This is a genomic window from Psychromonas sp. B3M02 (genome assembly GCF_003318165.1).
Classification (GTDB): Bacteria; Pseudomonadota; Gammaproteobacteria; order Enterobacterales; family Psychromonadaceae; genus Psychromonas.
Window position 1 is genome coordinate 1 of sequence record NZ_QOCB01000079.1, and the last position, 21,304, is coordinate 21,304.

At 37.8% G+C, this 21,304-nt stretch carries 21 protein-coding genes; 11 read left to right on the plus strand and 10 right to left on the minus strand.

Annotated elements, in window-relative coordinates; translation table 11 throughout:
- Nucleotides 1-238 precede the first annotated feature (238 nt).
- Nucleotides 239-814 carry a YceI family protein gene (locus DS885_RS08630; RefSeq protein WP_181817736.1) on the minus strand — a complete coding sequence of 192 codons (576 nt, stop codon included), beginning with the start codon at nucleotides 812-814 and terminating at the stop codon, nucleotides 239-241.
- Nucleotides 815-1,027: 213 nt separating this feature from the next.
- The gene (locus DS885_RS08635; protein WP_113819033.1) at nucleotides 1,028-2,230 is read right to left on the minus strand and encodes an EAL and HDOD domain-containing protein; all 1,203 of its coding nucleotides are present in this window, start codon (nucleotides 2,228-2,230) and stop codon (nucleotides 1,028-1,030) included.
- A 432-nt stretch (nucleotides 2,231-2,662) separates the two neighbouring features.
- On the opposite strand from DS885_RS08635, the gene DS885_RS08640 reads away from it, so the two are divergent.
- Nucleotides 2,663-2,914: a DUF2999 family protein gene (locus DS885_RS08640; protein ID WP_113819034.1), complete on the plus strand. Its 252-nt coding sequence runs from the start codon at nucleotides 2,663-2,665 to the stop codon at nucleotides 2,912-2,914.
- 67 nt (nucleotides 2,915-2,981) lie between these two features.
- On the opposite strand, the gene DS885_RS08645 is transcribed toward DS885_RS08640, so the two are convergent.
- Complete coding sequence (locus DS885_RS08645; RefSeq protein WP_113819035.1) at nucleotides 2,982-4,646, minus strand: FAD-dependent oxidoreductase; 1,665 nt, start codon at nucleotides 4,644-4,646, stop codon at nucleotides 2,982-2,984.
- Between the two features lie 362 nt (nucleotides 4,647-5,008).
- On the opposite strand from DS885_RS08645, the gene DS885_RS08650 reads away from it, so the two are divergent.
- The 3 genes from DS885_RS08650 to DS885_RS08660 are packed head-to-tail and all read left to right on the plus strand — an operon-like array spanning nucleotide 5,009 to nucleotide 6,249.
- Nucleotides 5,009-5,323, plus strand: a complete 315-nt coding sequence (locus DS885_RS08650; protein ID WP_113819036.1) for an ArsR/SmtB family transcription factor — start codon at nucleotides 5,009-5,011, stop codon at nucleotides 5,321-5,323.
- Nucleotides 5,324-5,382: 59 nt separating this feature from the next.
- Complete coding sequence (locus DS885_RS08655; protein ID WP_113819037.1) at nucleotides 5,383-5,781, plus strand: YeeE/YedE family protein; 399 nt, start codon at nucleotides 5,383-5,385, stop codon at nucleotides 5,779-5,781.
- Between the two features lie 15 nt (nucleotides 5,782-5,796).
- Nucleotides 5,797-6,249, plus strand: a complete 453-nt coding sequence (locus DS885_RS08660; protein WP_113819038.1) for a DUF6691 family protein — start codon at nucleotides 5,797-5,799, stop codon at nucleotides 6,247-6,249.
- Nucleotides 6,250-6,435: 186 nt separating this feature from the next.
- Here the strand turns inward: DS885_RS08660 and DS885_RS08665 are convergent, their stop codons facing one another.
- Genes DS885_RS08665 through DS885_RS08680 form a run of 4 tightly spaced genes read right to left on the minus strand, consistent with a single transcriptional unit; the run spans nucleotide 6,436 to nucleotide 10,667 of the window.
- Entirely contained in the window at nucleotides 6,436-7,338 is a 903-nt protein-coding gene (locus DS885_RS08665) for an HD-GYP domain-containing protein (protein ID WP_220149680.1), read from the minus strand.
- 30 nt (nucleotides 7,339-7,368) lie between these two features.
- Nucleotides 7,369-7,740 (minus strand): response regulator transcription factor, encoded by a 372-nt coding sequence (locus tag DS885_RS08670; protein WP_113819039.1) that lies wholly within the window; start codon nucleotides 7,738-7,740, stop codon nucleotides 7,369-7,371.
- Nucleotides 7,741-7,743: 3 nt separating this feature from the next.
- Nucleotides 7,744-9,840 (minus strand): ATP-binding protein, encoded by a 2,097-nt coding sequence (locus tag DS885_RS08675; protein ID WP_113819040.1) that lies wholly within the window; start codon nucleotides 9,838-9,840, stop codon nucleotides 7,744-7,746.
- 17 nt (nucleotides 9,841-9,857) lie between these two features.
- Entirely contained in the window at nucleotides 9,858-10,667 is an 810-nt protein-coding gene (locus DS885_RS08680) for a phosphate/phosphite/phosphonate ABC transporter substrate-binding protein (RefSeq protein WP_113819041.1), read from the minus strand.
- Nucleotides 10,668-11,061: 394 nt separating this feature from the next.
- On the opposite strand from DS885_RS08680, the gene DS885_RS08685 reads away from it, so the two are divergent.
- From DS885_RS08685 to DS885_RS08695, 3 genes are all read left to right on the plus strand, one after another.
- The gene (locus DS885_RS08685) at nucleotides 11,062-12,258 is read left to right on the plus strand and encodes an MFS transporter (RefSeq protein WP_113819042.1); all 1,197 of its coding nucleotides are present in this window, start codon (nucleotides 11,062-11,064) and stop codon (nucleotides 12,256-12,258) included.
- Nucleotides 12,259-12,465: 207 nt separating this feature from the next.
- Nucleotides 12,466-13,128, plus strand: a complete 663-nt coding sequence (locus DS885_RS08690) for a DUF3047 domain-containing protein (protein WP_113819043.1) — start codon at nucleotides 12,466-12,468, stop codon at nucleotides 13,126-13,128.
- Nucleotides 13,129-13,307: 179 nt separating this feature from the next.
- A complete protein-coding gene (locus DS885_RS08695; RefSeq protein ID WP_113819044.1) occupies nucleotides 13,308-14,228 on the plus strand; it encodes a bile acid:sodium symporter family protein in 921 nt (306 codons plus the stop codon).
- A gap of 55 nt (nucleotides 14,229-14,283) precedes the next feature.
- On the opposite strand, the gene DS885_RS08700 is transcribed toward DS885_RS08695, so the two are convergent.
- The 3 genes from DS885_RS08700 to gloA form a co-directional block, all read right to left on the minus strand.
- Nucleotides 14,284-15,129: a DMT family transporter gene (locus tag DS885_RS08700; RefSeq protein ID WP_113819045.1), complete on the minus strand. Its 846-nt coding sequence runs from the start codon at nucleotides 15,127-15,129 to the stop codon at nucleotides 14,284-14,286.
- A 203-nt stretch (nucleotides 15,130-15,332) separates the two neighbouring features.
- Nucleotides 15,333-16,430 carry an alkene reductase gene (locus DS885_RS08705; RefSeq protein WP_113819046.1) on the minus strand — a complete coding sequence of 366 codons (1,098 nt, stop codon included), beginning with the start codon at nucleotides 16,428-16,430 and terminating at the stop codon, nucleotides 15,333-15,335.
- A gap of 16 nt (nucleotides 16,431-16,446) precedes the next feature.
- Complete coding sequence (gloA, locus tag DS885_RS08710; RefSeq protein ID WP_113819047.1) at nucleotides 16,447-16,830, minus strand: lactoylglutathione lyase; 384 nt, start codon at nucleotides 16,828-16,830, stop codon at nucleotides 16,447-16,449.
- A gap of 376 nt (nucleotides 16,831-17,206) precedes the next feature.
- On the opposite strand from gloA, the gene DS885_RS08715 reads away from it, so the two are divergent.
- The 4 genes from DS885_RS08715 (at nucleotide 17,207) to DS885_RS08730 (ending at nucleotide 21,222) form a co-directional block, all read left to right on the plus strand.
- Nucleotides 17,207-18,286 (plus strand): YHYH protein, encoded by a 1,080-nt coding sequence (locus DS885_RS08715; RefSeq protein WP_113819048.1) that lies wholly within the window; start codon nucleotides 17,207-17,209, stop codon nucleotides 18,284-18,286.
- 5 nt (nucleotides 18,287-18,291) lie between these two features.
- Complete coding sequence (locus DS885_RS08720) at nucleotides 18,292-18,579, plus strand: hypothetical protein (protein ID WP_113819049.1); 288 nt, start codon at nucleotides 18,292-18,294, stop codon at nucleotides 18,577-18,579.
- 272 nt (nucleotides 18,580-18,851) lie between these two features.
- Nucleotides 18,852-19,667, plus strand: coding sequence for a mechanosensitive ion channel family protein (locus tag DS885_RS08725; RefSeq protein ID WP_113819050.1), 816 nt, complete (start codon nucleotides 18,852-18,854; stop codon nucleotides 19,665-19,667).
- A gap of 202 nt (nucleotides 19,668-19,869) precedes the next feature.
- Entirely contained in the window at nucleotides 19,870-21,222 is a 1,353-nt protein-coding gene (locus DS885_RS08730; protein WP_113819051.1) for a PepSY-associated TM helix domain-containing protein, read from the plus strand.
- Nucleotides 21,223-21,304 lie beyond the last annotated feature (82 nt).

Sequence of the window (21,304 nt, forward strand, 5' to 3'; positions counted from 1 at the left end):
TTATACCAATTGTATTAAATAACTGATCTAAATTTTGCGCCGGAAAAATGGCTTAGTTTGAGGCGTAAGTTGATGTAAATGGTTGTTCCCTATACGAAACTTACAACGAAAAAATAAGTTGTTTTAACAAGTAAAATAGATCAGTTACTTACTATGATTGGTATTACCCAACTATCATTACATCCATTTGCTTAGATTAATAGTTCCAAGTAATGGATGTAATAGACAAGTGATCTTTTCAAGGGTTGAAGATCAAGCTAAACGTGACAGGTACTGCATCACTTATGGAGGGTAATCCAGCCAGTGCTCTTAATTTTTCAACACCTTCAGTTAGCCCATAATTACTGGCATTAATCACCAATGGCATTAATGAAGTGACTGATAATTTATCATCTTTTAATTTAGTTACCTGCACATCATTAGTCACTTTATGAGCAATACCATGGAAAGATAATGTGAGCTGGACGGATTCCGTGTAAGTATCGCCAACTTCAAGTCTCGCGACCTTATTTACATTGATAAATCCACTGGCCGTTGCTTGCAAAAAATTATCGGTTTCAAACAACTGCTTTTTGATTCGCTCATTACGAATACCAATATTGGTTTCAACACTATTTAAATCGATATTTAAAGTCACTTGACCAGTATCACTAATTGAACCGGTTAAATGTTCAAAGCGATGAACTTCGCCTATTTTCAAGCTTTTTACTGTCACAAAATTCAACCTGGAGCTGTCATTGGATAGATCCCATTGCGCCCATACATTTGGTGATAAAAAAGTGAGGAAGAATGCAAGTCCTGATAGCACTTTCATGAAAATCTCCATTAATTTTAGTTAAATTAAAAAACCTACAAATACCATCGTCTTAACATCATGTTAAGTACAATCATTCCATATTTACGGTGGATAGTTGACTACAGTGCTTCAAGTAAAGCCCAACAACAATATCAAACATGAACATTTAATCAATCAGTTAACAGAGATTTGATGAATCAGGTTGAAAAACGCACTAAACAGGAGTAAAGATCAGGCAGAAATTTCATCTGCCCATAAGGTGGATTGGACAGAAGCATTAATCACTTCTTCCTCGGTGATGCCCATTGCACTCGTTAGCTCATCGACTTTTTTCCAATCAGAGACTTCAACGGCAGCAGCGAGTTTAATCAGGTTATTTAAGTCCCCCTGCTTACCTAATAATGCATCTTTTATCTCTTGGTTAATATTTAAGGGTGTTAAAATAGCCGCCATGTCAGCATCTAATAATGCATCAATAATAGATAACATGCCGCACAAATAACCTAACTCTTTTTTATCTTCTAATCCTATTGCGCATAATAATAACTCAAAGAATTTAGCTCGCTGTAAAGACATATTACTGAGAATAGAGGGTTTATCAGAGTTAAGCGTTTTAATCACAGCAAAGGTAATAAATTTACGTACCCTATCTTCACCAAGATAAAGCAAAGCTTGCTGTAATGATTTTATCGGTGCTTTTAGCATCGAATATTCATTCACAAAACTCAATAATTTAAAGGAGAGGCCTGGATTACTGGCAATGATATTTTCTATTTGGACAAAATCTAACTCCTCTTGAGAAACAGCAACGGACAATTGAATTTTAGCACTCACACTAGAATCTAATATTTTACTCTGAACTACTTCTGGTTTACTAAAAAAATAACCCTGAAATAATTCAAAACCACACTCCTTGGCCTGATTAAACTCTTCATAGGTTTCCACTCTTTCAGCTAAGAATTTAATGTCCAAACCCGCTAATTTTTTTAGATATATGCCCGCCTTATCCAAGGGGTAAGTAGTAATATCGAATTTAATAATATCGATGTAGGGATAGAATTTCAGCCACTCTTTACTGGGCACAAAGTCATCTAATGCGACTGTGTAACCTTTCTCTTTAAGCTCAACGACAATTTGAAAAAGTTCATCACTAGGTGGGCAATTCTCTAATATTTCGATAACGTAGTTTTTATAAGAAAAATCAAATGGTAAACGATCTAATAAACTATCGTAACCAAAGTTTACAAAGCCTGTTTTACCATCCAAGATACGCTTTTGGTGGACTAAAATTTGGTTCACTAATATGCTTTTAGTGGCGTAATCCGCGCTCACATCTGGAAAAGAGTTCTCTTCACCATCTCGGTATAATAATTCAAACGCGACAGTTTGCTTATCCCTGTCTACAATTGGCTGCCGTGCTACATAAGAAGACATATCCCACCTAAATTAAAATGATTAATATTATTATTTTTATTTTAGTAAACCACATAAAGACAAGTTCACTTTGACTTGTAAGTATGTATATATAAATTTTGCTAACAATTGATATCAAACAAGAATGACAGATTTATCCTTGAATTTATATTATAAAAAATAAAAATAAAAGCATAAAATAAAGAATTGTGAGCTATAAAGATGGTAGTACAAAAAGTATGAAATCAAATAGTTTAGTGGTTTTAACGTACAATTTATATCCTAACCCATGTTTATCTCAATTTAGCCAGTCAAAACCATTCTATTTGTCAGATTTTTAATTGATTTTTGTTAAATCCCTATGTACTGAAATCGATGGAAAGTTATATGATAACCACCACAGTAAATAAGTGTATTTACGATTACTTAACAAACAACAAGATAAGGTCTTTTATGAATCCAATTTTAGCTATCCTAAAAGAACATAATGTTAGCGATCAGAAAATCGCCTCATTATTTGAAGCACTGACTGATAATCCAATGATGGCATTAGGTCTAATCCAACAATTAGGTATTCCACCAGAGCAATTAAAACAATTAATGGCTACTATTATGGAAAACCCAGCGCTGATTAAAGAAGCAACTGATGAGTTGGGATTAGATTTTGCAAAAGTTGAAGCCGCAAAAGAGAAGTTAAAACCATAATTAAACAAAAAAGCATTGAGTTAATCACTTAACTCAATGCTTCAACATCTCTATTGCAAAGTAATCATTAGTTAACCTGATTTGCTAATAAGTAAGTTTTATAACCACCACTTAAGTTTCTCACCTTATAACCTAAGTTAGTCAATAAACGACTGGCTACATGACCTCGTAACCCCACTTGACAATACACCAGTATCTCCTTGTCTTGAGGTAACTGTGTTAATGATTGACGTAATTGATCCAATGGAATATTAATCGCATTTGGTAACATACCACTGTTAGCGACTTCCCCTTCACCGCGTACATCAACTAAAACATGTTGATCGGATAACGACGTTAAAAAATCACTATGAAACTCAACTTCCTCACCTTTAATTACATTCGAAGCAACCAAGCCAGCTTGATTCACCACGTCTCGTGCAGAACCAAATGGTGGCGCATAACATAACTCAAGATCTTGTAAATCAAATACCGTCATACCTGCACGTTGTGCAACAGAGATAACATCAATACGTTTATCAACGCCCTCTTTTCCGACCGCTTGCGCACCTAATATTTGTCCCTTCTCAGGTGAAAATAATAACTTCAAGGATACCGGATGTGCGCCAGGGTAATACCCTGCATGATTTGCAGCATGCACATAAATTTTCTGATAAGGAATCTGTTTTTTCTGTAAAGTTTTTTCATTTAAGCCAGTACTTGCTACAGCGAGATCAAACACTTTACAAATAGCCGTAGCTTGTGTTCTCGCGTAAGTTTCCTTTGCTCCAAATATAACATTCGCCGCTAATCGCCCCTGGCGATTTGCAGGCCCTGCTAATGGTGCAAGCATTGCATGACCAGTGACATATTCAGGTGTTTCTACGGCATCACCAACCGCATAAATAGACGAATCACTGGTACACATAAATTCATCCACTTTTATCCCGCCTAAACAACCGATTTCAAGATCGGCTGTTATTGCTAGTGATGTTTCAGGTTTTACCCCAACCGCCATAATTAATAAATTGGTGTTTAGCTCGGTTTGATCATTTAACACTAACGTTAAATCGGAATCATTGGCGTTACAAGGTTTGACCTGTTGTAATGCTTTACCTAGTACTAAGTTGACATCATGAGCAATTAACTCATTATGCAGCATATTAGCCATTTCCATATCCACGGGCCCCATCACTTGTGGTGCGAATTCCACCAAAGTCACTTGAATACCGCAATGACGAAGCGCTTCAACCATTTCCAAACCAATAAAACCTCCACCACATACTGTGGCATGTTTGGGTTTATTGATTTCAATAGATGCCATGATTGCATCCATATCTGGCAAAGTGCGTAGGCGATGCGTTAAATGGTTATCTATGCCAGCAATATCAGGCACAAATGGACTAGCTCCTGGACTTAAGATCAATGCATCATAAGATTCATCATACTCAGTATTAGTCTCTCTATTTTTAATTGTTATGGTTTTAGCTTGTTTATCAATAGAGAGCACTTCATGTTGAACGCGGATATCAACATTAAAACGACTTTTAAAGCTTTCTGGCGTTTGTAAAATAAGTGCGTCTCTTGATTTTATCTCTCCTCCAATGTGGTACGGCAACCCACAATTAGCAAATGAAATATAAGCACCACGCTCTAGAATAATAATCTCTGCTTGCTCATCTAAACGACGTGCTCTCGCTGCCGCCGACGCTCCACCAGCAACGCCACCTACAATTAATATTTTTTTAGACATAAAACCTCCGAAGATAAATGCCATTTTACGCTGTAACTAAACAGTATTTAGGTCATAAAATGGCGACCGATGCATAATTAAGATAAAATACTACCCCCTTAAATTAGATAAACCTAATAAATAAAAATCTAATTTAGCATTTATTAATGTAGATCAAGCTAAATTAGACTGTTATGATACTAATATTGATAAGTGAGCAACTACCTACATGAACGAAATAGGTTTTGATTTATTGAGGCTAGGTAAACATGCCGCGATGCCAAATAGGATAAACAAAGCAGATAAGTGATTTTAGCGAGTAAATAGATCACTTAGTGAGTGTGATTAATATAATATACTCCTAGTAATCAAAAGGAGATTATATGCAAGATAAATTAGCAATGATTCATGAAAATGCCGTCGAAGCTAGTGAATTACTAAAGGTAATGGCTCACAAAGACCGCATGGTTGTTTTATGTTTGCTCTCTGAGGGCGAAATGGGCGTAGCTGAACTGCGTGAACATACAAAATTAAGCCAATCAGCCTTTTCACAACATTTAAGCGTGTTAAGGAAAAATCAATTGGTAAGCATTCGAAAAGAAGCGCAAGCAGTGTTTTATTCGTTAGCTGACGACAGAGTCAATATTATACTTAAGGCTATGCAACAAGCTTTTTGTCCAACATTAGTCTCTGAATAACAGCTACTAACTGATGACTCGCTGCTATCTAATACTAAAACAAAAGATAGAGGTCAGTTATGGACAATTTTACCCCCTGGTCTGTGCTAGCAGGCGGTGCATTGCTAGGAACTTCAGCAGTCATTTTACTGCTATTCTCAGGCAAAGTCGCCGGTATTAGTGGTATTTTTAGCGGCCTTTTACAACCACGCAAAAGAGACTTTTTATGGCGTCTACTTTTTATTGGCGGCATGGTGCTCAGTTTCTTTATTTTTTCACCTAATGCATCCTCTGCGTTAACTTCGCCATCTATCGCTTTATATATCATCGCCGGTTTATTCGTAGGTATAGGGACGCGACTGGGTAATGGTTGTACAAGTGGACATGGCATTATAGGCATTGCCCGCTTATCAAAACGCTCTATCTTAGCTACCTGTATCTTTATTGGTAGCGCGATGCTTGTAGTCTTGTTCCGTTAATAGGGAGAATTAGCCATGTTAACATTACTGTCGGCATTCATTTCAGGTCTACTATTTGGCACTGGAATGATAATATCCAATATGATTGATTCAACTAAAGTGATTGGTTTTTTAGATGTCACGGGACAATGGGATCCAAGCTTAGCCTTTGTTATATTAGGAGCCTTACTGGTCTTTACACCTTGCTATCATATATTCATTAAACAACGAAACCTTGCGTTGAGTGGCGATAAAATAAGCTTCTCAACCAATACAAATATTGATAGTAAACTTGTAATAGGCGCAATGTTATTTGGTATAGGTTGGGGGTTAGCAGGATTATGCCCTGGTCCAGCGCTCACTAATTTAGGGACAGGATCTTTAACAATACTATTATTTACATTAAGTATGTCTATAGGTATGTTACTGGTCGATAAAGTATTCAAGAAAAGAACAATACACTTTCAGAATCAAATTATCGGTCGATAACCATAGCAATGACCACAGCAATAACCACATCCATTATCATGAGTCGATTAAAGAAATCACTCATGACCACACCGTATTAATAAACAAAAAATCATCCAATAATGTCATTAAATGAGTACGATTAGAATCTATTTGGTATCAATACTCGTTCAATATAACCTTAAATTATTGCCATCAATACCCTATTCAACTTGCATTATTCGCTGCATTAATTCTCTCACGCTCAGCTATAATTTTATCGCTCACAGAGAAAAAGGCATCAACCACTTCCGGATCAAAATGCGTTCCTTTTCCTTCTTCGACCATAGCTAATGCTTTTTGATCGGAAAAAGCTGGGCGGTAACATCTATCCATGGTCAAAGCATCAAAAAAGTCAGCTAAAGCAACAATTCGCCCACTTAATGGGATTTCTTCTCCTTTAAGTTGTGCAGGATAACCGGAACCATCATATTTTTCATGATGTGCAAGCGCCACCTCTTCTGCCATTTTTAAAACGGGGACGTCGGAGCCACTGAGTATATTGGCACCGTATTCTGGGTGCTTACGCATAACCTTCCACTCTTCATGCGTTAACTGCCCTGATTTTTTAAGAATACTATCAGGTACGCCGATCTTACCGATATCATGCATTGGGCTGGCTTGTTCAAGTAAATTACAATACTCATTATCCTGACCATAAGCATCAGCAATCATCGCAGAGAAACGACTCATTCTTACAATATGGACACCTGTATCATCATCTTTGAATTCGGCAGCAGTGGCTAATCGTCTGATGGTATCCAAATGTGATGATTCTAATGCACGATAAGATTTCTCCTTCTCCGCTAATAGAGTCATAAAGTCTTGATTGAACCTTTCTAATTGTTGATAGGCAGCATTTTTCTCATTTTTACTTTCTGCTACTGAATCACGATCACTTAAGAGCTTTTGAAAGTCCTCCGCATAGCGAAATAACTGTGATTGTAATGCCGCATTTTCAGCTTTTAAAGTACTCAAGGCATGCTGATATGGCTCAAGCGAAGAGAAAGTAAAATCCAGTTTATTGACTAATGAGTCAACACTAGTATCAATGCTATTTTTAACAGACATAAGTCCTCCTATAATCAAGTGAACACGCCATTACTGCAAAGCTAATTTAACAGTATCAATTAGTTGTAAAGGGCTAAAAGGTTTAATTAAATAATCATCTGCACCGACTCGATCACCTTCTTGTAAATCTGAAGCTTGACCTTTAGCCGTTAATAAAATCACGTAGGGCACCTTCTCAAATGTCCCCTTTTTTAGTTGCTCACAGACTTGATAACCATCAATCTCACCAGGCATCATGACATCTAAAATAACCAAATCTGGTTTAATAACTGTCGCTAGCTCCAATGCGCGTTCACCGTACCCCGCTTCATGAAGTTCATAGCCGCCAAACTCTAATGTCATGCGTACTAGCTTTCGTAATTCACCTTGATCATCAACGATAAGTACTCTTTTTTTATTCATTATTTACTCCTTAATAAATTTATTAACAGTCAGTGGTAACCAAAACGTTGCCGTCATACCCTGCCCACTTTCACTGCTATATTCAGTCTTCCCACCATGAATAGACACAATTTCATTGACTAATGAAACTCCTAAACCACTACCAGGGGTTGAACCGGAATCATCAGCTCGATAAAAACGCTCACCCAAACGTGACAACTGTTGCGGTGTCATACCAATGCCTCTATCGATAATACTGATGCCAAAAAATGCCTTACCTTGTTCTTCCTTTTCATCCGTCAGTAAGGTGATATCTTTAGATGAATACTTAAATGCATTACTTAACAAATTTTTTAATACTCGACGTATTTTATCGACATCAAAAGCAAGCGTTGTTGGCCATGCAACAGCAGGATAAATCATCGCTTTACGCCCTTTAAAGGCTCCCTCAACTTCCTCACAAGACTGTTTAACAACAGTTTCAATATCCTGTATAGAAATATCAAAGCCCTTACCAGCTCTTGCCTCGATGCGAGATAAATCTAATAACTCATCTAATAAATGTTTCAAATTGAGTGATTGACGATGAATGATTTTATGCATTTCGGCCGCCGCACTTTTGTCATATTCTCGTAATAACAATAGTTCAGAAAAACCACAAATACTGGCTAAAGGAGTGCGTAACTCATGGGCGGCTGTAGATAAAAATTCACTTTTCATTTTATCTACAATGGTTAAATGCGTAATATCGACAAAGAAAAGAATGTCCGAGGAGTCGGGATCTGCTATATCAATTTTTCGACGGGAAATGGTTAACACTTTTTCAATTGGAGACTTTAAATATAAAACATTTTCAGTTAATAACTCTTCCAATATTGACAAATTTTGGTGGTGTTCATCATCAATAGAGTCTTCTATGAAATCAGTGAAACAAGCCCAATTATTTCCACCTAATTCACAACGTTCAGGTGCGATAGAAAACATCGAATAAAAAGCAGGATTAACATAGGAGATATTTAAATCGTTAGCTAATATCATAAAGCCATTCGGACTCAGATTAAACACAGCCTGAAGCTCATATTGAAGCCGATTGATCTCAGTCTTATCGCGAATAACACCGACAATGTATTGCTGATTATCGAACTCCATCTGATTACAATGTATTTCCAGTGCAACACGTTTCCCTTTTAAGGTCAATCCTTCTACATCTTGTATATGCTTGTTTTGTGTAGTTATGACCTCATTCAAATTAAACTCAGGAATCAAATCATAAATACTTTGTGTCACTATTAAGCTTTCTTCAAGTCCGAATAATTGATAAGCAGAACGATTCATAGAATGAATATCACCTTCAAGGCTCACCATAAAGATACCATCTGTCACCGTATTCATCACCGTATCCATACGGGAGTTATCTGATTTTAACTTTTGTGTCACCTGCCCTATTTTTTTAGACATCAAATTAAATGCTTTCGCCGCATCCGTCACTTCATCACTACCTTCAATGGGAATCTGTAACCCTGTTTCCCCCTGTGATACTTTTAAAGTTGCTTCCTGCAACACAGTTAATCGTTTGGTTAATGCCAGGCCTAGTAACAATGAAAATAAGGCAACGAATAACATTTCAACAAATGCGATGCTAGATAGGTGATTTGTTGCTTGGTTTATGATCGAATGTTGCTCTTCGATAGACAAGCCAATTTCTACGCGACCAAACTGATAGCCACCGATCATAATATTGGCATAAGCGTCATAAGTACCGTCACTTTCACTATCAACAATCGAATTGTCTTCTTTAAAGGGCTGATTTAAGAAATGCTGACTGCCAACCTCAGCTAACACACCATCAAGCCCTAAGATCCGAATATACAATATTTGTGAAGTAGCGATAGTGGAATTCAAAATAGAATCTAGGGTGGCGATATCTTGAGACACCACTGCATCTATAGAGGCTGTAGCTAATAAAGTTGAAATATTATTCGCTTGATCTTGAATATCTAACTCAATTGTTTCATATAGAATAGAACGACTATTAAGGACTAAAACAAAAAGAAAAAGCGTTTCGATAATAGCAATACCGAAAATCGTTTTCATTTTAAAAGAGAGTTTAAAGTTCAGCATATAAATCGTTTCTCTAATTATTTAAGCAAGTCAATTTTTAAGGAACGAACATCATCCCAATCACTGTCTTCACTCTTCATCAGACCTGTTTTGAAACCTAATCTGGTCAAGATTTCCATGCCTTCTTGCTGATCATTCAACGACAGTAATGCATCTTGGATGCGCTCGGTCTCTTCCTCACTTAATTTAGCAGAAACAGCAAAAGCGTGTGGGGTATAACCTTTAGATCGCCATACTACTTTTAGTTGTTCTGACTGCGCCTTAGGGAAAGTTGATAAAGTACGGTCAATCCCACCACCCGCAAGAAATAACCCTTTTACTACACCACTGTAAACGGAATCATGGGATGAAACGTACTGAGGCATAAATGAAACACCTTCTAGACGGAGGTGAGCTTGTGGTAAAATAGTTGCAGCAAAGGCGGCTGGAGCAGGAAAAGCGATTTCAACGCCTGATAGCATCGATAAACTAGAAATATCACTGTCTTTCCGCACCACCATAATGCCATGAATACGCTTGTCCTTTTGACGAGCAATGGCGCGTAAACCGTTTGACTGGCTAAACACTGTATAATGATAAGGGTTTAAGTAGGTAATATCATACTCACCGGCCGCGACTCGTCTTTCAAACTCCGGAATATTGGGAGCGGTAGAGAAACGGATTTTATAACCGGTTTTTTCAGATATAGACTGAGTTAATGGCAACCAAACTTTAGCTAAACTAGAAGCAGATTGTTGAGGAACAACACCAAGCTTTAATACCCTCTCCTGTGCAAATAGATTGCTCGATAAAAACAGAACCATTAATGAAATAAACAGCACCTGCATATTAATCACCTCCTATGTGAATAAAACTCATGGCTACACTTATCATAAACATTTGAAAAAACTCAAATGAACCATCGCGGCAGAACAATACGATAAAAGTAAAACCCAAGATCATTTATAAATATAAAAATTACCCCTTAAGTGTAGATTAAAACGAAAGGTTCCCTACTGATTTAAGATAAAAAATGTGATGATTAATAAAAATTAGACTACTTTTCCAACAGTTTTACAGCTAGCGAGTTTAAGTGGTCTGCGCTCTAGCACACATTTAAAAATTAAGGTGACTAAGGTCACATTTCCAATTACTATTTACTTTTATAAAACAATGAGGTTTAGCAGGTGTTAAATGAGTCGATTAATCCACTCACAATGCTTGCTAACAGAAAGGAAAATTATGACCACAAGCCACGCATCACAGCCCATTAACCGAGTGGGTATTATGATAGTACTTGCACTCGGCACCTTTATATTGGGTTTAACCGAATTCTCTATGATGCCGATGCTACCTTTAATCAGTGATACGTTTAATGTCACTCCTACACAGTCAGGTCATGCAATTAGTGCTTATGCTATCGGCGTTGTTGTAGGAGCTCCTATTCTGATGTTAAGCACTGCCAATATGAAAAAACGTAAAGCCTTGCTGATTTTCTTAGGGTTAATGTTTATCGGCAATGGGTTAAGTGCTCTTTCAAACTCCTTAAACCAACTTATTTTATTTCGGTTTTTAAGTGGCTTACCGCACGGAGCCTATTTCGGTGCAGCCATATTGTTAGCAGCAGAAATCGCACCCAAAGGTAAACGCGCTACATTTATGTCTAAGATTTTCATGGGCTTAACCATTGCTACTATCGTGGGCGTACCGTTAGTTACCTTAGTGGGTCAAAATCTAAGTTGGCGATACTGTTTAGCAGGCGCCTCATTTTTATCTTTGATTGCGGTTATCTTGGTGTATTTTGTGGTGCCTAATGTAAACAACAGTAAACCATCTAATCTGCTTAATGAATTAAGTGTATTAAAAGACAAACTAGTGTGGTCGATTCTAGGCATAGTTATTGTTGGCTTTGGCGGTGTATTCTGTATCTATACTTATATCGCAGACACCATCCTAGATGTAACACATAGTCCTGCTTATACCATTTCTATTGCCATGGTAATGTTTGGCATTGGCTGCACTATCGGTAACTATTTCTTAGGTAAAGCGGCCGATGGGTCTGCCATAAAAGCGACCGGATTAAGCTTAGTTTTTACGATTATTTTTGCCCTTATGTATGTGGGTGCAAGCCATAATATTTGGCAATTATATGCGGTGATCTTCTTAATTGGCTGCAGTATCGGATTAGCCACATTAATTCAAACCTTACTCATGGATGTTTCACCAGATGGTCACGCGATGATTGGAGCTTTAGTACAATGTGCCTTTAATATCGCCAATGCAATTGGTCCTTGGGTTGGTGGAATGGCCATTGCACAAGGTGCACAACCGAATCAAACGGGCTACGTAGCAGCCCTGCTATTCTTAGGTGGATTTATCATGTGGGGATTAAGTTATTTCCAATTAAGTCGTAAAAATCAATCAATGTTAACGTCTTAAATTAAGTTGCCTCTTCGTTTTGATAATGAAAATGAAGAGGCATGTTCACTCGTATCAATTTATCATCCAATTACTTTTGACAGTAAACACCAGCAATATAATATCGCGCATTAATCAATTGATCCTCATTCCATTTAATCTAGATTGCCCAATGACCTTATGTAACGCTATGATGCAAGTTCATCTTGTTATTCAAAGAGAAATATCATGCGTATAACATCATTACTTTTTTGTTTTTTGATAAGCTTACAAGTACAAGCAGTCACCCAAATCACAGACTTTGCCACCCTTGGTTTAGCAGACTGGGAAGAAGAATCCTTTGCAGGGCAATCAAGCTATAACCTAGTAAAATATGGTGAACGTACGGTATTAAAAGCTGAAAGTAACAACAGTGCTTCAGGCTTGATATTAAAAAAACCAGTGGATCTATTAAAAACACCCTACATACAATGGGATTGGCTCACAACAGCAAAACTTCCGGGTTTAAATGAACAAACAAAATCGGGCGATGATTATGTCGCTAGAGTGTACGTGGTGATCGATGGCGGCTTTGCTGTCTGGAGTAGTAAATGCTTAAGTTACGTTTGGTCGAGTAACCAAGCGCAAGGGACAGTATGGAATAACGCTTTTATAGGCGATCGAGTGAAGATGCTTGCTGTGCGTGGAAAACAAGCCAATATTAATCAATGGTATCAAGAAAAACGGAATGTTTACCAAGATCTTATCGAGCAATTTGGCGACAAAGGTAGTGAGCAAAAAAACCTAAAAGCTTATCGTTATATTGATGTTATTGCGATCATGACAGATACCGACAATAGTGCTGGAAACGCACAGTCTTATTACGGTGATATTAGCTTTAGCGCTCAATAACTGCAGATACTTTAGTTTTTAACTTTCTAACCTACCCAATCTACGCCACTCTCATTCTCCCTTAAGTCGATTTCCTGCATTTATGCGAAACAAAGACACATATTAACAAGCTGTTTATTGCATATTCAAAATCAAATGTTTATTCTCATGCCCTTTGAAAATATAAACTCGGAATCATGATGTTCGCAACAATAACTAACTTATTTCCAATATGGGCGATTGCACTGTCAGTGTTAGCCTTTTTCCAACCTGACTTATTTATTGCATTAAAAGCCTATATAGTGCCTTTATTGACGCTAATTATGTTAACCATGGGCTTAACATTAACTGCTAAAGATTTTGCAAAAGTAAGTAAAAATGGCCAAGCCGTTTCAGTCGGCGTGATATTGCAGTTTACTGTCATGCCCTTAGTGGCATTAGGTATCGCGACTTTACTTAACTTCGATACTAACTTAACCGTAGGTTTAGTACTTGTAGGTGCTGTTGCAGGCGGAACAAGCAGTAATGTAATGTGCTTTTTAGCCAAAGGTGATGTTGCGTTATCAATTACTATGACAGCAATCAGTACCTTACTAGGCGTTATCTTAACCCCGCTATTAATAGAGTTATTAATCGGTAAAGCAATTGATATTCCTGTCACAGGTATGATCATTAGCTTAGTGAAAATTGTATTAGTACCTGTTCTATTAGGCGTAGTGATTAATACCTTCTTGCATAAGCAAATTAGCTTAATTTCACCTATCTTGCCACTTATCTCGATGGCGGCTATTGTAGTGATTATCGCAATCGTGGTGGCACTGAATGTTGATAACTTAATTACTGTGGGACCAATGGTGGCGGTCGCGGTTATCTTGCATAACTCATTTGGTTTATTAGCTGGTTACTTTATTACTAAAAAGCTAGGTTTTGAAGAAAAGGTATGCCGTACTATTGCCTTTGAAGTAGGGTTACAAAACTCAGGGTTAGCAGCAGCATTAGCCATGAAGTTCTTTGCACCAACTGCAGCCATCGCAGGCACTATCTTCTCTGTTTGGCACAACATCAGCGGCTCACTATTAGCCGGTTACTGGTCACGTAGCGCTAAGCAAGATAAAGCTTAAGCGTTTTATGCACCTCGTTCATAAGCGAGTTCGAGGTGCATGTTAAACGCTAACACTATCTGCGTGATAGCTTCACATAAATAAATAAAGATAAGAAGATCACCGCAGCACCTAATAGCTTTTGCAGTTTCACCTCCTCACCTAACATGCTAATACTCAATAACAATGTCCAAATCGGCTCTAAAATCATAATCAGAGCAGCGGTTTCAATCTTTACAGAGAATTGGCCAACGCTTTGAAAAAGATAACGAATCGAGGTGGCAATTAAGGTAGAAACAATGAACCAGAAAATCACCGTATTGTTTAACTCATATTCAATCTCTTGGGTTAACAACACATAGATAAAACTGACGCTGCCTACTGTCAGTAATTGAAGATAGATAGAGACTAAGGGTTTAACAGTATTGGTAACACGCTTATTAAAGATAAAATGCACTGAAAATAGCGCCGATGATAATAAGAAGCACCATTGGCTACTTTCCACTTGCCAACCATTAGCTAAGGTTAATAACATCATACCAATAATCGCAATGGGTAAGGCTATCCAAAATGCCCTATTAGGTCTTTCTCTAAAAAATATCCAAGCAGTAAATGGCGCGATAATCATGGCTAAGCTCATGATAAACGCACCTTCTGAGAGACTATTTGTAATTGAGACCGCATAGATCCAAACTTGGATTCCCAGGGTTAGCATCAACCCAACCCCACATACAGACCACACTTGGCGTGCATTTAAGCGTAAAATACTTTTATAACAGAAAGGTAATAGAATAAAACTGGCAATGAAAAACCGACTGGCGATAAATAGGTCGCCTGGGATACCGGTAATAACTAATTTTGAGGCGATCCAACCGATACCGGCTAGTAAGGTGGCAAGTACTAAATGGATTTCTCCACGCATAATGATACTCTTTTATAATGATAAACTTGATTAAGCATACTATTTTGTTGAGGCATAATAGTATGCTTGGCAATAACACAAAGACTGTAATCAGAAACACAAAAGCAACCTAACAAAACTGCAAGGTTGCTTTAAAGTTGAATCACTTTGTGTGGCCGTATTATGCGTTAAATTTTGATAGTTATCATTACATTAATTTGATATTAAGCATTATATTCAGGGTAATCTGTTAATCCCTTTTCAGCACCACCAAATAGTGTATCAGGATTATGAACCGCTAATGGGTACCCCTGTTTGATTCGATTTGGTAAATCAGGGTTAGCTACAAAGGGACGCCCGAACCCGATCATATCAGCGATACCCTCCTTTATGGCCCTTTCAGCTTTATCCGCATCATAACGCCCAGCATAAATAATCACACCTTGGTAAGCATCACGAATACCTTGTTTAAAAGCAGTAGGCGTATCCGGAGCATCATCCCAATCAACTTCTGCGATATGGATATACACCACTTTTAGTTTATTTAATAACGCTGCCGCAGCAACATAAGTTTCAACTGGTGTTTCATCAACAGTCCCATTTAACGAAGTAAAAGGTGCTAAGCGTACCCCAACTCGGTCGGCACCAATCGCATCTGCCATGGCTTCAACAACTTCACCTAGAAAACGTAATCTATTTTCAATGCTACCCCCGTATTCATCAGTACGATTATTAGCATTTGAATCAATGAATTGATTAATTAAATAGCCATTAGCAGCATGCAATTCAATACCATCAAACCCTGCTTCCAATGCATTTAATGCAGCTTGACGGTATTGCCCAATGACCTCTTCAATATCCGCTTTAGTCATTTCACGTGGTTCAACAACATCAACAAAACCCGGTTCACCAATACCGTTATCTACAAACACTTTTACATTTTCTGCTTTTAACGCAGAAGATGAAATAGGTTGTACACCTTGCGTATTATCAGTATGGGTTACACGACCAACATGCCACAGCTGAGCAAACATCACACCACCTTTGCTATGTACTGCATCGGTCACTTTCTTCCAGCCTGCAATTTGAGCTTTGCTATAGATACCTGGCGTCCAGGCATAACCTTGGCCTAATGTAGAAATCTGTGTACCTTCACCAACGATTAAACCAGCACCTGTACGCTGTGCATAGTATTCTGCCATTATGTCATTAGCTTCGTTCCCCGGTTGTGTTGAACGAGAACGTGTCATTGGTGGCATAACGATACGGTTTTTTAGGGGTAATTTACCTAATTGTAATGGTTGAAATAGTGCCTCTTTCATTTTTATTTCCTCTAAATTAGTCTAATTGAATCAACTCTATTTGATATCCATCGGGATCGGTAATAAAGGCAATATGGGTTGTTCCTCCCTTTACAGGGCCAGGTTCACGTGTCATTTTGCCACCTAATGCATCTATTTTTTTGCAGGCAGCATAAATATCTTCAACACCCAATACAACATGACCAAACGCATTACCTAATTGATATTCATGCGTATCCCAATTAAAGGTCAGCTCAATACTTGCGCTAGCTTCTTTGCTCTCATAACCGACAAAAACTAAGGTATAGCGGTAAGCTTCATTGATACTTTTCTCTAACACTTTCATCCCTAATACTTTGCTATAAAAGTCAATGGACTGTTCAAGATCGCTTACTCTGATCATAGTATGTAAAAACTTCATTTAAATCTTACTAATTGGGGTGTCATAATAGTGCTAACGATACAGTGGCAAGCTTAAACAATAAAATTATCATTTTTTATGATCATAATAATCAAAAATTATAAGTTAGGAACTTTGTCACGCACACTTTGTCAGTATCAGGTGTAAGTTATTTATCAATAATATAAATTAACTTTTCATAAACCTATGCATCACTAAAATGTGTGGCGTTTAATTGTATCCATATGATTTTATGGCTAAAAAATGATACCTTTAAGCCACAATTTCAATTGTGCATGTATTGTAAACTGATACTGATGCTATTTATCCATAATAAGTCCAAGAAAATAAATAAGCAGTATCAACACCTATACTCTTAACAAAAAAGGATCTCATCATGAGCTTAATAAACAAGCGAATATTAACAGGACTCGTTGCCTTTAGTGCATTAGCCACTTTAGTAGGATGTAACAGTGAAACTGAAAAAGACACTGTGACATCAACGGTAACAGAGACTGCCTCCCCTACCAGCCAGGCAAATCAAGTGTATCAAGGAATCAACCTGACAATGTTTAAAAAAGGGGCATTTACTGAAGAGCCAACTATTGTCGACTGCACCACAGCGGAAGGCACAGAAACAACCTGTTATAAATTAGTCACTTCAGGTGCACCAGCAGGTAGAGAGCCAGGCCCGTTTTGTCCAAGAACCACTAACGACGGCCCAGAAGATGGCGGTAAATGGTTTAGCAAAGATGGCAGTGGAGAGTTAGTTGACATAACAGGAGAGTTCATTTTAAAGCTTGATGAGTATTATGAAGATGATAAATGGGCTGTTTATGATGCTAAAACCAATAAAGTACGCTATACCGCTACTAAAGCAGCTTGTTTAGGTGCAGCTCGCCCAGATGTTGAAGAGCAATACAAACAAAACTGTATTGAGTGCGAACTGGCTTATCTTGACGATGACTTTACACAAACCTACTTAATTCCAACAACACCTATCCCAGCTAAAAATACGGCGGGTCGAGTACACACTGTAGGTATTGCCCTTGATGGAGCAGAATTAGCCGGCCCAGCACCTGTTGATGCCATCTTAGGTAGTTATACCATTGCTGCATTTGATGATTGTGGTGGACATATCAATGAACATCAAGGTTATCATTACCATTCGACAAACGGTTGTACTGATAAATCAGAAACCACTGATGACGGACATGCACCATTAATTGGTTATGCGATGGATGGTTACCCTATTTACGCAATGAAGAATGCTAAAGGCGAAGAAGAGATGCTTGATGAGTGTCGTGGTACTACTGATGAGATCCGTGGATACCACTACCATGCAGCTAGCCCAAGTGAAAATATGTTTATCGGTTGTATGCATGGTGAAACGGTTCGACCTGAGGGTGGTCCTGCTGGCGGTCCACCAAACGGTGGCCCAGAAAATGGTGAACGCCCACCAAGACCGGAAGAGTAAAGATCATGAATGATAAAAAATTAAAAAAACAACTTTGTTTATTAGCCCTCGGCGTAATATCACTATTTGTATCTAATGCTGCTTTAGCACATTCTGGCCCATTAAATAAATTGGCATTACAAGCCTGCACTGAAAAAGCGCGGTCACAAGCTTGTCAATATGAAGGTGTGCATAATGATCTATACATTGGTACATGCCAATATATGTCAACGGCGTTAATGTGTGTTCGAAATCAACCGATTCAAACCATAGAATCGGATAAAGACGCTTCAGACACCACACATAAAACATGATTAACATGATGTAAATAATTTAGGCATTATAAACTTCATCTTTATAGTGCCTAACTATATTAAATGAGACTAAAACTCATTTTACAGATCTTCCATGTGGTTAAAATCCACTACTACTCATTAGTTAAAAATCCAGCAAAAAACAGTCACTTTTTTGTATAAACATGATACAGCTCACTATGAAGAAAATTATTTAAAATCAGTGCTGGATGTATTTCACAGTTTTATATAGATTGTCAATTTTATGTACTTTAAAATCTAAGGAAGGATGTATGGACGCAAATGAAATAATGGATTCAGCAACAGAAATCGCGCTGGTATATGGACCTAAACTAATTGCTGCAATTGTAGTTTGGATAATTGGTTCTTGGATCATCAAGCTGGTGTTAAGCGGTTTAAACAAGTTGATGACTAAGAGTAACGTTGATGCCTCATTAAAGCCGTTTTTAAACAGCTTAATCGGTATGATCTTAAAAGTGATGTTAGGTATTTCTGTACTTGGCATGCTTGGTATTGAAATGACATCATTTGTTGCTATTTTAGCAGCAGCAGGTCTAGCCGTTGGTATGGCATTATCAGGCACACTGCAAAACTTTGCAGGTGGTGTAATGATTTTACTATTCAAACCATTCAAAGTAGGTGATTTCATTGATGCACAAGGTCACGCTGGTACAGTGCGTGAAATTCAAATTTTCAACACTATCTTAAAAACAGGTGATAACAAAACAATCATCTTACCAAATGGTGGGCTATCAACAGGTTCAATGACTAACTTCTCAACGGAAGAGAAGCGTCGTGTAGATTGGACAATTGGTATTGCTTACGGTGATGATGTTGATAAAGCACGCGCAGTCATTAAACAAATGTGTGATGCTGATGCACGTATTCTTAAAGATCCGGAAGTTGTTATCGTTGTATCTGCACTTGCAGATAGCTCAGTTAACTTCACGGTTCGTGCATGGGTTCAAGCACCAGATTACTGGGGTGTATTCTTCGCTATGAATGAAAATGTTTACAAAACATTCGCCAATGAAGGCCTTAGCATTCCATTCCCACAAATGGATGTACATGTACACAAACAAGGTTAACCTTATTTAAGACTTACCTCCAAAACCGAATGTCATACATTCGGTTTTTTTATATCTAACATTTAAGTTATTGCTCATTTATCAGGAATAATTATTCCTATTAAGGTATAATCTTCGCCCTCGAATTCCCCTATCAAACCATTAATAACATTGTTCAATAACCAGTTATTAAAGCAATAACATCACTCTTTTAAGGACTTCTATGAGTAACTCAAAATCTTTTTATATGTCTGTGTGGCGATGGCATTTTTATGCAGGGCTTTACACTATCCCATTTTTAATGATGCTCGCGGTAACAGGCTTATTAATGCTTTACTCACCTGTTGTCGAAAAATGGACAAACCAAGATTTATATCAAGTTGAACAAGTTACTCAATCTCCTATCAGCTATACAGCACAAAAAAAATTAGTCGCACAGGCTTACCCTGAAGACCTTATTAAATCAATTCACTCATCAAGAGCCCCCGCTGATTCAACACGTTTTCAAGTCATGCATAATGGTGATGCATTAACTGTTTTTGTAGACCCGTACCAAGCAAAGGTATTAGGTGACTTATCCATATCTGACTCTCTTTATGCCTGGGCTGATAATACTCATGGCACCTTTATGCTCGGTGATAGCGGCGATAAAATGATTGAAATAGCAGTCAGCTTTACTATTTTACTGGTGATCACAGGGCTCTATTTATGGTGGCCACGCTCAGGTAAAACGTTAAAAGCAGCACTCTGTGTAACGGCTAATAAAGGACGTGAATATTGGCGCGATTTACACTCTGTTATCGGTGCTTGGGTATCAGTTATTTTAGTCTTTTTCTGTTTATCAGGGTTAGCTTGGGCCAGTGTTTGGGGTGGTTCAATGTTACAACTTTGGAGCACTTTCCCAATGCAAAAAAGTGCGAGTAGTGTTTCATCTACCCTCACCCATGATAGTTTAAATGTACCAGGTTTAAAGCAAGTGCCTTGGGGATTAGAGCAGTCTGCTTTACCTGAATCTATAGCTAGCCGAAATACTGAAACTGTCAGCTTAGATCAAATCATTGAGCAATCTCAAACATTAGGTTTTACACAATTCCAAGTGTTTTTTCCAAAAGGTGACACAGGTGTTTACACCACTTCAGCTAGCTCTATGAGTAAAGATATTGAGAATGCGACTGATGACCGCACTGTACATTTTGATCAGTACTCAGGTGAAGTGTTAGCGGATGTTGGTTATGCAGATTATAGCTTAGCTGCAAAATCAATGGCGATAGGCATCTCGTTACATATGGGACAATGGGGACTATGGAATTATGTGGTTAATACCTTATTTTGTTTAGGCATCCTATTGATATGTATAACAGGTGTGGTGATCTGGTGGTTGCGCCGACCACAGGGGAAAATAGCATTAGCGGCACCTCCTAAACCGAAAGACCTAACCTTATGGAAACAAGCAACCTGGTTGTTATTGCCCATTTCATTGCTGTTTCCACTAGGTGCTGCTGCAATTTTCAGTGTCTTGATAATTGACCGAATTGCACTATTTATTGCACCTAAAGCAAGAGCTATATTTAAATAAAGCTTTAATATAATTGGTATTAACCAAGGGTAATAACATTAGTGTTATTCACCGCTGTTATTAAACTTGGTTAACCTACTTA

Coding starts and splice junctions, on each gene's coding strand:
- DS885_RS08630 (WP_181817736.1), bottom strand. CDS start 814: ATGAAAGTGCTATCAGGACTTGCATTCTTCCTCACTTTTTTATCACCA.
- DS885_RS08635 (WP_113819033.1), bottom strand. CDS start 2,230: ATGTCTTCTTATGTAGCACGGCAGCCAATTGTAGACAGGGATAAGCAA.
- DS885_RS08640 (WP_113819034.1), top strand. CDS start 2,663: ATGAATCCAATTTTAGCTATCCTAAAAGAACATAATGTTAGCGATCAG.
- DS885_RS08645 (WP_113819035.1), bottom strand. CDS start 4,646: ATGTCTAAAAAAATATTAATTGTAGGTGGCGTTGCTGGTGGAGCGTCG.
- DS885_RS08650 (WP_113819036.1), top strand. CDS start 5,009: ATGCAAGATAAATTAGCAATGATTCATGAAAATGCCGTCGAAGCTAGT.
- DS885_RS08655 (WP_113819037.1), top strand. CDS start 5,383: ATGGACAATTTTACCCCCTGGTCTGTGCTAGCAGGCGGTGCATTGCTA.
- DS885_RS08660 (WP_113819038.1), top strand. CDS start 5,797: ATGTTAACATTACTGTCGGCATTCATTTCAGGTCTACTATTTGGCACT.
- DS885_RS08665 (WP_220149680.1), bottom strand. CDS start 7,338: ATGTCTGTTAAAAATAGCATTGATACTAGTGTTGACTCATTAGTCAAT.
- DS885_RS08670 (WP_113819039.1), bottom strand. CDS start 7,740: ATGAATAAAAAAAGAGTACTTATCGTTGATGATCAAGGTGAATTACGA.
- DS885_RS08675 (WP_113819040.1), bottom strand. CDS start 9,840: ATGCTGAACTTTAAACTCTCTTTTAAAATGAAAACGATTTTCGGTATT.
- DS885_RS08680 (WP_113819041.1), bottom strand. CDS start 10,667: ATGCAGGTGCTGTTTATTTCATTAATGGTTCTGTTTTTATCGAGCAAT.
- DS885_RS08685 (WP_113819042.1), top strand. CDS start 11,062: ATGACCACAAGCCACGCATCACAGCCCATTAACCGAGTGGGTATTATG.
- DS885_RS08690 (WP_113819043.1), top strand. CDS start 12,466: ATGCGTATAACATCATTACTTTTTTGTTTTTTGATAAGCTTACAAGTA.
- DS885_RS08695 (WP_113819044.1), top strand. CDS start 13,308: ATGTTCGCAACAATAACTAACTTATTTCCAATATGGGCGATTGCACTG.
- DS885_RS08700 (WP_113819045.1), bottom strand. CDS start 15,129: ATGCGTGGAGAAATCCATTTAGTACTTGCCACCTTACTAGCCGGTATC.
- DS885_RS08705 (WP_113819046.1), bottom strand. CDS start 16,430: ATGAAAGAGGCACTATTTCAACCATTACAATTAGGTAAATTACCCCTA.
- gloA (WP_113819047.1), bottom strand. CDS start 16,830: ATGAAGTTTTTACATACTATGATCAGAGTAAGCGATCTTGAACAGTCC.
- DS885_RS08715 (WP_113819048.1), top strand. CDS start 17,207: ATGAGCTTAATAAACAAGCGAATATTAACAGGACTCGTTGCCTTTAGT.
- DS885_RS08720 (WP_113819049.1), top strand. CDS start 18,292: ATGAATGATAAAAAATTAAAAAAACAACTTTGTTTATTAGCCCTCGGC.
- DS885_RS08725 (WP_113819050.1), top strand. CDS start 18,852: ATGGACGCAAATGAAATAATGGATTCAGCAACAGAAATCGCGCTGGTA.
- DS885_RS08730 (WP_113819051.1), top strand. CDS start 19,870: ATGAGTAACTCAAAATCTTTTTATATGTCTGTGTGGCGATGGCATTTT.